The sequence below is a fragment of the Nocardia nova NBRC 15556 genome (assembly GCF_001613005.1).
GTDB lineage: Bacteria > Actinomycetota > Actinomycetes > Mycobacteriales > Mycobacteriaceae > Nocardia > Nocardia nova.
Genome location: NZ_BDBN01000108.1, coordinates 1 through 10,473, shown reverse-complemented (window position 1 = coordinate 10,473; position 10,473 = coordinate 1). Strand labels below are relative to the sequence as shown.

The 10,473-nt window shown below is 69.6% G+C and carries 11 protein-coding genes; 6 read left to right on the top strand and 5 right to left on the bottom strand.

Going from position 1 to position 10,473, the window contains the following annotated elements:
- The 4 genes from NN2_RS31550 to NN2_RS31535 form a co-directional block, all read right to left on the bottom strand.
- The coding region (locus NN2_RS31550) for an aromatic ring-hydroxylating oxygenase subunit alpha (RefSeq protein ID WP_063018453.1) at nucleotides 1–948 on the bottom strand (948 nt) is incomplete at its 3' end.
- A 19-nt stretch (nucleotides 949–967) separates the two neighbouring features.
- Entirely contained in the window at nucleotides 968–1,816 is an 849-nt protein-coding gene (locus tag NN2_RS31545) for an SDR family NAD(P)-dependent oxidoreductase (RefSeq protein WP_063018446.1), read from the bottom strand.
- Nucleotides 1,817–1,821: 5 nt separating this feature from the next.
- Nucleotides 1,822–3,417, bottom strand: a complete 1,596-nt coding sequence (locus tag NN2_RS31540; protein WP_063018457.1) for an SMP-30/gluconolactonase/LRE family protein — start codon at nucleotides 3,415–3,417, stop codon at nucleotides 1,822–1,824.
- 499 nt (nucleotides 3,418–3,916) lie between these two features.
- Complete coding sequence (locus NN2_RS31535) at nucleotides 3,917–4,618, bottom strand: DUF4389 domain-containing protein (RefSeq protein WP_063018444.1); 702 nt, start codon at nucleotides 4,616–4,618, stop codon at nucleotides 3,917–3,919.
- A 95-nt stretch (nucleotides 4,619–4,713) separates the two neighbouring features.
- On the opposite strand from NN2_RS31535, the gene NN2_RS31530 reads away from it, so the two are divergent.
- The gene (locus tag NN2_RS31530; protein WP_063018442.1) at nucleotides 4,714–5,094 is read left to right on the top strand and encodes an LLM class oxidoreductase; all 381 of its coding nucleotides are present in this window, start codon (nucleotides 4,714–4,716) and stop codon (nucleotides 5,092–5,094) included.
- 39 nt (nucleotides 5,095–5,133) lie between these two features.
- Here NN2_RS31530 and NN2_RS31525 read toward each other — a convergent pair whose 3' ends face one another.
- Nucleotides 5,134–5,940 carry a FadR/GntR family transcriptional regulator gene (locus NN2_RS31525; protein WP_063018440.1) on the bottom strand — a complete coding sequence of 269 codons (807 nt, stop codon included), beginning with the start codon at nucleotides 5,938–5,940 and terminating at the stop codon, nucleotides 5,134–5,136.
- Nucleotides 5,941–6,034: 94 nt separating this feature from the next.
- Here NN2_RS31525 and NN2_RS31520 point away from each other — a divergent pair, with 94 nt between their 5' ends.
- The 5 genes from NN2_RS31520 to NN2_RS31500 form a co-directional block, all read left to right on the top strand.
- On the top strand, nucleotides 6,035–7,189 hold the full coding sequence (locus tag NN2_RS31520) for an acyl-CoA dehydrogenase family protein (protein WP_063018438.1): 1,155 nt from the start codon (nucleotides 6,035–6,037) through the stop codon (nucleotides 7,187–7,189).
- Nucleotides 7,186–8,145, top strand: a complete 960-nt coding sequence (locus NN2_RS31515) for an acyl-CoA dehydrogenase family protein (RefSeq protein ID WP_063018436.1) — start codon at nucleotides 7,186–7,188, stop codon at nucleotides 8,143–8,145. Before NN2_RS31520 ends, NN2_RS31515 begins: the two co-directional genes overlap by 4 nt.
- Nucleotides 8,146–8,179: 34 nt before the next feature.
- Entirely contained in the window at nucleotides 8,180–8,998 is an 819-nt protein-coding gene (locus NN2_RS31510) for an enoyl-CoA hydratase/isomerase family protein (protein ID WP_231983141.1), read from the top strand.
- A 3-nt stretch (nucleotides 8,999–9,001) separates the two neighbouring features.
- Nucleotides 9,002–10,186: an acyl-CoA dehydrogenase family protein gene (locus tag NN2_RS31505; RefSeq protein ID WP_063018435.1), complete on the top strand. Its 1,185-nt coding sequence runs from the start codon at nucleotides 9,002–9,004 to the stop codon at nucleotides 10,184–10,186.
- A partial coding sequence (locus NN2_RS31500) for an acyl-CoA dehydrogenase family protein (protein ID WP_369689973.1) occupies nucleotides 10,183–10,473 on the top strand: 291 nt, incomplete at its 3' end. The genes NN2_RS31505 and NN2_RS31500, both read left to right, overlap by 4 nt.

The window sequence follows — 10,473 nt, the reverse complement described above, 5'->3', positions numbered from 1 at the left end:
GCAGGTGTCGAGCCAATAGCGCATCACCTGGTCGGGCGGAGTATCGGCGGGGAGTTCGTCGGCGAGGCGATTCGCGACCTCCACCATCGTCTCGGTGGTATTTGTGTTGGCGTTCTCCCAGGTGAAATTCTGCAGCTGCGCGGTCGAGATCCGGGCGTCGGGACCGGCGCCGATCCGCAGCTTGCCCTGGTTCTCCTCCATCCCCTTCGGGGCGTCGTAGCCGATATTGCTGTGCCGGCCCTGGGCGCGGCCCCAGCCGAGGAAATTGCCGAAATTCATGAATTCCGGATGGGTGTAGGGGACGTGGTAGGTCTCCATGAACGCCTCGAAGGCGACCTTCCAATTGCAGTCGAAGGTCAGCCACCGCCGCCAGCGGTACCGCATGTTCTCCAGGTGGAACGGATCCAACAGGGAGGCAGCGGGTTCCAGATAGTCGCGCAGCGATTCGCAGTCGGGATCGAGATTGATCCAGACCCAGCCGCCCCAGGTGTCGACGCGCACCGGCGCCAAACCGTCGTTGCGTTCGGTCAGTCCACAGGTCCAGTCACCGCGTTCGGGCACGAAGGTGTTGCGGCCCTCGAGGTCGTAGCGCCAGCCGTGGAATCCGCAGACGAACTGTTTGCGCTGCCCGTGTGCGTCATGGGCTCCGGGCGGGGTGTCGACCAGGCGGCGGCCGCGGTGCGCGCACACATTGTGATAGGCGTGCAACGTATCCGGCGCTGTGCGCACGACGATGATCGAGTCGTCGAGGATGTCGTAGGTGAGGAAATCGCCGACGCGGGGCAGCTCCTCGACGCGGCACACCTGCTGCCACACCTTCGCCCACAGCTTGTCGCCCTCGGCGCGGGCGTACTCGGGACCGATGTAGGCCTCGACGCCGATCGTCATGGGTGTCGACAGCGGTGGCGCCGCGGTCGTCTCGGTGATGCTGTCGGCAGTTTCGGTCATGACTTCTCCTGACGGCGTCTCAGCGTGTGATGGCGGCACGGAACCCGTCGTCCTCGAGGAACAACGAGGTGTTGTCCGCGCCCAGATGGGTCCATTTCAAGTTCAGCCCGCCGTCGACCAGCACGGTCTGCCCGGTGATGTAGCTGGAGAGTTCGGACAGCAGGAACAGGATCGGCCCGGCCTGTTCGTCCGGCCGGGCGCGGCGGCCCATGGCGATGGCTCGGCGATCGCGCTCGGGATCGGCGCCCACGTAGGTGCCCGAGGCCGGGGTCGCGGTGACGCCCGGGGCGACCGCGTTGACGCGAATTCCGTCGAGTGCCAGTTCGGCGGCCAGGGTCCGGGTCGCGGCCACAAGTGCGGCCTTCGCGGTGCCGTAGGCGATGTGGAAGGGGGCGGCGTTCATCCCGCTGATCGACGACAGCGACACGATGGATCCCGGCAGCCCCCGCGATCTGAGTTCGGCGGCGACCGCCTGGCTGAAGAAGAACATCGTCTCCAGATTCCATTCGAGCAGCGCCCGCCAGTCCTCGCGGGTGACCCGGGTGGCCGGCATCCAGGTCGCGGGTGCTGCGCCACCGGCGATATTGACCAGGCCGTACAGGTCGCCCTCGGCCGCGCGCGCGTGATCGAGCACCGTCGCGATGCCCTCGTCGGTGGCGGCGTCGGCGGCCACCGGCACGATCGGAAGTCCCTGTGCCGCAAGCGGTGCGATATCGGCGTCGAGTTTGTCGCGGGAGCGGCCCACCGCGATCACCCGGGCCCCCGCCTCGGCGATGCGGCGGGTGACCGCCGTGCCGATGCCGCCTCCGCTGGCGCCGGAGACGATGACGACCCGGCCGTCGAGTCCGAAGAAGTCGTTGACCGTCATCGTTCTCACCGGCCGTCGCGCCGGATCGCCAGGACGCTGCCCTCGGCATCGCCGGAGAGGTAGAGCGTGCCGTCGGGCCCGGCGGCGATGCCGCTGAACGGTCCCTGCGGTCCGGAGAACGGCAGCAGGCCCTTCAACGGTTTGGGTGTCACCCCGGGCGGGGCGCCCACCGGCAGATTCCGCGCGATCACCTGGCGCGCTTCGGTTGTCGGATCCAGGCCGATCAATTCCTTGGCCTCGACGTCCACGATGTACACGACACCGGCGTGAACCACCAGCCCGTGCGGCCGGCCGAGCCCGTCGGCCACCGTATCCACCGTCGAACCGTCGATCGCCGCCACCCGGCCCGCGCCTGCCTCGGCGACCAGGCAGATGCCGGACGCGGTGAATGCCACGCCCATCGGATCGTGCAGTCCGCTCGCCAGCAGTTCGGCGCGCCCATCGCGTACCGCGTGCACGGTGCCGGTGCCCCGGTCGGCGACCGCGACGGTGCCGTCGGGTGCGACCGCCACACCGTAGAGCTGGTCGAGCCCGTCGACGAGCACCTCGCTCTCGTTGGCGGCCGGGCGATAGCGCGAGACCGACCCGTTGCCGGTGACGATGAGCTCACCGCCGCCCGTCGCGGTGAGTCCGCGGATATAGCCGGGGTAGCCGGGGCTGAAAAGCATTCCGGCGGTATACAACTCGCCGCCCAGCGGGACGGCGAGCAGGAAGGTGCCGTCCGCGATGAAGATGGTGCCGTCCGGGCCGACGGTCAAGTCCAGCGGCCAGGTCAGTCCGTCGGCGAGGGCGGTGCGGGTGGCGCCGCCGGCGAGGATTTCGGTGATCTTGCCGGTGAAACTGGAGACGAACAGCCGCTCGCCGACGAAGGTCAGATTGTCCAGGCCCGGCCCGACGGTCGCTAGGACGGTTCGCTCGCCGTTGCGCGGATCGATCCGGAGTACCTCACCGGTGGCGACCTGGGTGGAGACGATGCAGCCGGTGGCGTCGAATTTGACCGCGTCCGGTCCGCCCAGGTCGGCCGCGACCCGCTCGGGTTCGCCGCCGTCGGGATCGATGCGCCAGATCTCGTTGCTGCCCAGCAGCGGATAGTAGAGCTTGCCGTCGGGCCCGGCCTCGAGGGCGTTCGGCATCGGCAGCCCGTCCAGCAGCACCCGCGGCGCGCCGCCGGCCGGGTCCACTTCCATCAGCCGCCCGCCCGGGCGGCATTCGTCGACGAACAGCCGGCCCCGGTGAAAGGTGATGCCGTTGGCGCCGGGGAGATCGTCACGCAGCACCCGGGTTTCGCCCTTGCCGTCGCGAATGCTGACGCGGCCGTCGTAGTACTCGGTGATGTAGAGCTCACCGTCGGGTGCGAAGGCGATGTCGTCGGGCGCGACGATATCGCTGCCCATCGCGCTGATCGTCTCCAGATCGCCGGAATTCGGGTCCAGGGCGCTGATCTGGCTGCCCGCCACCTGCGCGACGTAGATCCGCCCGTCGGCGCCGGTGCGAATGCCGTTGGCGCCGAACAACCTGCTCGGTGCGGTGATGCGGTCGAGGGTCCACCCGTCGGCGACGCTCGCCGCGGTCGAGGTGAGGTAGCGCGCCGGTGTAGTCACCGCGAAGCCTCCGTAGTGCTCTGGGAAGTTCTGGGACGAGGAATCACTCGATTCGGTGTCGGCACCCGGTCTCGCCGCGAGACGATAGTGATGTATGACACCTTCTCGTTTGTGGAGAGCGTAGTTCTCCACTTCCGATCATTCAAGTGTTGTTATCATTGACAGGATTGACGTAGCATGCGCGAGCTACCGACCGTCACCTGCGGTGATGCGGCTCAGGGGAGTACGGGACCGCCGTGGGTGCGGTGTATTTCGCGGTCGGCCCGTTGCCGGCGGCGATGGTTCCCGATGTCGGGTGCAGTCTCAGCCTGGTTTCGGCGGCGCTGCTCGTGCGCGGACTGCTCGCGCGGCCGGGATGGCCCCCTTGACAGGCCGGCAGGTCTCACGCTTCGGCGTGCGGACGACCGTGCGGGGCGGTGGCGTGACCAACTCGGGTGCGGGGCTACACACCGGCCGGCGCCCGGCCGTCGCGCTGCGGCCGGCGCCGACCAGGGAGTGATCAGACCGGATGACCGGATTCGGTTGGGCGCGGGGCGTTTTCGGGTTCGCGCGGCCCCTGGTCCAGCCGGAACGGCGGGTACTCGTCGCGCATCAGCGACACGTAGGCCCGGACTCGCAGCGTCCAGCGGTTCATGCCGAGTACGAAGGCGAACAGGCCGTTCGGATAGCGGCCGGTGAACAGCAGCGCGATCGCCGCGATCAGCACGAGGATGCCGAGCAGCGGAATCCAGATGACGGCGGTCCCCTCGTCGTCACTGCCCCAGTACCGTGAGCTGCCGACGAACGCCCAGACGATCAGATACTGGGGGATCGCCAGCAACCACCATTTGATCAGGACCAGACCCCGGTGCAGCCGCTCGGGATAGTCGACCTCGAGGTCGGCCGGATAGTTCTCGTCCGGCCGCAGACTGAACGGCGGGTACCGGTCGGTGCCGAGCGCCGAGAGCGCGTAGAACCGCACGCGCCACGACCAGCGCAGGACACCGACGGTGAAATCGAACAGTCCGCGGGGATAGCGGCCGGTGATCAGGATGGCGAAGAACGCGATGACCGTCACCACCGCATAGGCGATACTCAGGAAGAACAGCACGATGTAGTGCGGGATCGCCAGAATCCACTTGACGATCCATTGCCAGCGCGACAGCGCGGGATCCAGATCGCCGCGCACGCGGACCGGGTAGGGAGATGCCTCGGGTTGCATGTCACGCTCCTCTCGGCGGTCGCGGCCCAGCCGAGCCGCGTCGGATATGCACGATTGTTTCGCATTCACGCTGAGCGCAGGGGCAATTCGGGCCGGTGCGGCGTCACCGGGCCGGAACACGCGGCCGTGCCGGTGCCGTGGTCGGCCATCCCGCGCACGCGCGGAGCCCGCGTCCGCATCCGCCGATCTTCGTCGGTGGCGGGGAGGTCGCGGCGCGGCGTGCGGTGCGCCTCGGTATCGGCTGGGTGCCCAACGGCGTATCCGACCCGGCGCAGGTGCCGGACCAACTGGCCGCCGTCGGCGACAGCGGCATCCCGATCGCGATCACGCCGGTCGCGCCCGATCCCGCATTGCTGGATGCCTATGCCGAGGCCGGTGTGCAGCGGGTGACCCTGGCACTGCCGACCCTGCCGGAATCGGAATCGCTGCGCGCCCTCGACGAATTCGCGGCGGTCGCGCAGCGCTACCGCGACTGAATTCGCGATGTGCTGTGCCGCAGCGTCTTTCGCTTGCGCTTACAGCCGGGCGCGGGGCCCCGCGGCGATCGCCTGGCGTGCCATGTCCGAGGACGCGTTCACCACGCCGGAGTCGTAGCGCTCCAGCACGACGGACTGGGTCGCGCGCAGGTGGGCGCGGGCCAGGCGTTCGGCCTCGGCGTCGTCGCCGTCGGCGATCGCGGTGACCAGGCGGGCGTGCACCCGGGCGGCGTCGTGGGCCTGCGGTTTCGACGGGTACTCACCGCGCCGGGTGAGCGTCTCGGCCCAGGCCTGCTCCTGCGCCGACCACAGGGTGACCAGGCTCGACACCACGCAGCGCACGGTCGCGTTCGGGGTGAAAGCGACCACCAGATCGTGGAATTCGCGGGCGGTGCGGGTGAAGGCGACACCGTCGCCGACCACTTCTTCGCAGGCGTGGATATTGGCCTCGAGCGCCGGGACCACCACTTCCGCGCGATCGGGGCGGCGAGCGCATTCGGCGGCGCACAGCGGTTCGAGCATCTGCAAGGCGGCGGCCAGATCGCCGAGGGTGACCCGCGCTCCCTGCAGCGCCAGACCCAGGTGATAGGCGGCAGAGTATTCGTCGGGCCGGTGGACCTCCGCGCCGCCGACATTGCCGCGCCGCACGGTGACCAGTCCCTCGGTCTCGAGGATGCGCAGCGATTCCCGGATCGAGGGATAGCTGACGCCGAATTCCTTCACCAGCTGGTCCTGGGTGGGCAGGCGATAGTCGTCGTCGCCGGACAGGATGCGGGTGCGCAGCTCGGAGGCGACCGTTTCGGCGATGCGGCGCTGCGGAATCCGCCCGCGACGCGCGGTGGTCACGCGGGCTGCCTTTGGTCCATGCACGGATTCTAACCAGCTGGTGCTGACCATTCAAATATTGCTATCCTTATGAGGATTGACGTACCGTCGGGTGATGGACTTCACGATGGGGGAGGCCGCCGACGCGCTGCGAGATGAATTGCGGCGTTTGGTGTCCCAGCACGTCCCCGCCGATTTCCTGGGCGCATTCACCGACGACCCGGCAGATCTCGCGGTCGCGCAGCATTTCTGCGGAGTTCTGGCCGAGCGCGGGCTCCTGTGCGCGGCGTGGCCCCGAGAATTCGGCGGGCGCGGCGGATCGGTGTGGGAGCAGACGGTGGTCCGCGAGGAGATGTGGGCCCATCACGAGCCGCGCGGCGCCCAGTACATGGGGGTCAACTGGGTGGGGCCGGCGCTGATGCGACACGGCACCCCGCAACAGCAGCGCACCCACCTGCCGCCCATAGCGCGCGGCGAGGTGATCTGGTGTCAGGGATTCAGCGAACCCGAGGCGGGGTCGGATCTGGCCTCGCTGCGCACCACCGCCCGCCGCGACGGCGACGGCTGGCTGATCAGCGGCCAGAAGATCTGGACCTCCTACGCCACCATGGCGCAGTGGTGTTTCCTGTTGGCGCGCACGGCCACCGGTGAACGCAAACAGCAGGGGCTGACCATCTTCCTGGTGCCGATGACCGCGCCGGGGGTCCAGGTCCGGCCGATCCGGGCCATGATGGGGCCGCATCATCTGAACGAGGTCTTCTTCGACCAGTTGCGGGTCACCGAGGCCGATGTGCTCGGCACGGTCGGCGACGGCTGGAAGGTCGTGCAGGAGGTGCTGGCCTTCGAACGCGTCGGCATCGCCCGCTATGCCCGGTGCGAGCGACTGCTGCGTGCGGCGCCGGAGGTGCTGGGCGATCGCTGGGCGGAGGTGCCGGCCGAATTGCGCGGGCGCTGGGCGCGCATGCTGGTGCACTGCCGCCGCGCGCGGTTGCTGGCCTACCGGGTGGTCGCCATGCAGCACGAGGACCGGGTGGCGCCGGGCGACGCCGCCGCCTATCGGATCGCGGTCACGCGGCTCGACCAGGACAGTGCCGAAGTCCTCACCGAATTGGCCGATCAGCTCGACACCGCACCGGATGCGCGGCGCGAGAGCTGGTTTCGCCGTGCCGTCGCCGATCATTGGCGGTATTCGCAGGCCGCGACCATCGCCTCGGGAAGTATCGAAATGCAGCGGCTGTTGTTGTCGCGGGCACTGCTGGGGGCGTCGTGAACATCGATCTGAGCCGGGAGGCCGCCGACTACGGCCGGGAGGCGAGCCGGGCCTTCGAGGCCGCGGGCGGGGATCGGCTGATCCAGGACGCCGAGGCCCATCCGTCTCGTCGCGGGGAGATCGTCGCGTCCGTGCTGGCCCGACTCGGTGCGTGGGAGCTGGATCCGCGTCGCGACCGCGACGATCTGGAGGCCGCCGGGGCGCTGTGCCGCAGTGCCGGCTACTGGGCGCTGCCGTATCCGCTGGCCGAACGGCTGGCACGGCCGCTCGACGCGGACGCCGACGGTCTGGTGGTGATCACCGAATCGCATCCTTGCGGCGCGGTCGCCGAGCTGGACCTGCGGTGGTCGGCAGTCACGGTGGAGGGCAAGCTCTTCCAGGCGCGGGCGCTGCCCGACGGTGCGTCGCCACGCACCTCCGCCTTCGTGACGCCCTTGGCGCTGACCTCGGTCGGGGCGGCCGGCAGCGCGGATGCGGCCCTCGCGCTGACACTGAGCTGCTGGACGCTGCTGGGCATGCTGGACCGCGCCCTCGATCTCACCCGTTCCCACGTCCTGATGCGCACCCAGTTCGGACAGCCGCTCGCGAAATTCCAGGGCGTGCAGTTTCAGCTCACCGACGCCGAGGTCGAACGCAGCGGGGTGGACGTCCTCGCGAAATACGCCTTGTGGAGCGTCCAGTGCGGCGGGGAGGATGCTCTCGGCGACGCGCTCGCGGCACGGGTGGCCGCGCTCGATGCCGCGGAAACCGTGTTCCGGGTCGCCCACCAGCTGCACGGGGCCGTCGGCTTCTGCGACGAATCGCCGCTGTCGTGGTTGTCGCGCTACAGCCTGCCGTTGCGCCGGCTGCCGTGGGCGAGTTCCGGTACCCGCGATCGACTGACCCGCCATCTCGGCACGCGGGGGCTGCCCGGGCCGTTCGACGGCGAGGAGGCAGTCGATGCGACATGGCAGTGAGTGCAACAGTGCGTCGAATGCGAAAGTGCGGTAAGTGCCTGTGACGGACGATATTCCGAACCGCGATATCGCGAACTACGACCTGCCCGACGTGCTGACCGTGACGGGCAGCGGGCCGGTGCGAACGGTGACCATCAACCGGCCCGGCGAATTGAACGCCGTGAACGAACCGCTGCACTGGGCACTGGCCAATGTGTGGCGGCAGCTGGCGGCCGACACCGCGGCGAAGGTCGTCGTCGTCACCGGCGCCGGGCGGGCCTTCAGCGCGGGCGGCGATCTGGACTGGATCACCTCCTTCCTCGACGATCCGGTGGCGCGGGAGGAAAGCCTGCGCGAAGGTGCGCAGATCATCGAGGAGATGTTGCGGTTCCCGCTGCCGGTGATCGCCGCGGTCAACGGTCCAGCCATGGGACTGGGCGCGAGCGTGGCCGTCCTGTCGGATGTGGTGTTGATGTCGCGCACCGCGTATCTGGCCGATCCGCATGTGAGCGTGGGGCTGGTCGCCGGTGACGGGGGCGCGGCCTTCTGGCCGCTGCTCACCCCGCTGCTGCGCTCGCGCGTCTACCTCTACACCGGCGATCGCATCGACGCCCCGACCGCCGTCGACCTGGGACTGGCCACCTCGGTCTCCGAACCGGAGAACCTGCTCGACGACGCGTCGCGGCTGGCACAGCGGCTCGCCGCGCAACCGGCGCCGGCGCTGCGAGCCACCAAGCGCGTGGCGAATATGTATCTGTCGCAAGCGCTCTCCGGTGCGATGCAGGCCGGATTCGCCGCCGAATCGGTCACCATGTGCTCACCCGAACATCGTGAACGGCTGCTGGCGCTGCGGCGCGCGGCGGCCCGGAGGTAACCGATGGATACGCCGGCCGAATTCCGGGAGGAGGTGCGGCACTGGTGTGCGGCGAATATCCCGCCCGACTGGCGGGCGCGCCAGACCGGCGCCACCGACGCGGAATTCGTCGAATTTCAGCAGGAGTGGTTCCAGCGCCTGCGCGCCGCGGGCTTCGCGGTGCCGCACTGGCCGAGCGAGTGGGGCGGCGGCATGCCGGTCGCACAGCAGGCGGTGCTGTACTCCGAACTCGCCGCGCACGACGCGCCGCGGCTGGTACTGGCGTTCGTCTCGATCCATCATGCGGCCGCGACGCTGCTGGCCGCCGGCACCGCCGCGCAACGCGAGCGGCACCTGCCGGCGATTCTGGACGGGGAGATTTGGTGTCAGGGCTTCTCCGAACCGGACGCCGGATCGGATATGGCGGCCTTGCGCACCTCCGCCCGCCGCCGCGGCGACAGCTACGTGGTCAACGGCCGCAAGCTCTGGGCCAGCGGCGCGGCATTCGCGGACTGGTGCCTGCTGCTGGCCCGCACCGACCCGAAAGCTGCGCAGCGGCAGGGTATTTCGTACTTCCTGCTCGATATGCGCTCGCCCGGGGTGGACGTGCGGCCGATCCGGCAGGCCACCGGGGAGTGGCATTTCTGCGAGATCGTCCTCGACGACGTCGAGATTCCGGCGGCGAATCTCATCGGTCCCGAGCATGGGGGCTGGCAGGTGGCGCAGCGAACCCTGGGCGCCGAACGCGGGTTGACGATGCTCGAGCTGGCGGAACGGCTGGCGCACGGCGGTTTCCGGCGACTGGTCCAAATGTGCGCGCGACCGCGCCCCGGCGGCGGGTGTGCGCTGGACGATCCAGCGGTCGCCGACCGGGTGGCGCAGCTGGAAACCGAACTGACCGGCCTGCGGGGAATGTGCGCGGATCTGGTCGCGGCCGAGCGGCCCGGCCCGGCCGACGCCTCGATCGTGAAGCTGTACTACAGCGAACTGCTGCAGCGGATGACGGACTTCGGAACGGAGGTGGCCGGCGTGAGCGCCCATACGGTGCTGCGCAAACCGCGATCCAGCGGGTGGGAGTCGGGGGCCTGGATGCTCGATTTCCTCGGCTCGTGGGAGTGGACCATTCCCGGCGGCACCAGCGAGATCCAGCGCACCATCATCGGGGAACGCGGACTCGGCCTGCCCCGGGAACCGGTGGTGCCGCGATGACCGGGCAGCTGTCGGAGCCGGTGACCGGCTTCGCGGAATTGCACGACGACCTGCGCGCGGTGGCACGGCGCGTACTCGGCGCGACCGCACCGGGCGAGCCACAGGACTGGACGCCGATCGCGGCCTCGGGGTGGCCGGGGCTCGAGGTGGCCGCCGAATTCGACGGTGCCGCCGCGACATTCGCCGAAGTGGCGGTGGTGCTGCGGGAAATGGGCCGCGCCCTCACCCGCAGCCCCTTCGCCTCGATGGCGGTGCTGGCGCTGCCCGCGCTCGCCGCGGCGGCGCCG

Bases quoted from the DNA above. Each gene is read 5' to 3' on its own strand.
- NN2_RS31545 (WP_063018446.1), bottom strand. From the start codon at position 1,816: ATGACGGTCAACGACTTCTTCGGACTCGACGGCCGGGTCGTCATCGTC.
- NN2_RS31535 (WP_063018444.1), bottom strand. From the start codon at position 4,618: ATGCAACCCGAGGCATCTCCCTACCCGGTCCGCGTGCGCGGCGATCTG.
- NN2_RS31520 (WP_063018438.1), top strand. From the start codon at position 6,035: ATGGACTTCACGATGGGGGAGGCCGCCGACGCGCTGCGAGATGAATTG.
- NN2_RS31505 (WP_063018435.1), top strand. From the start codon at position 9,002: ATGGATACGCCGGCCGAATTCCGGGAGGAGGTGCGGCACTGGTGTGCG.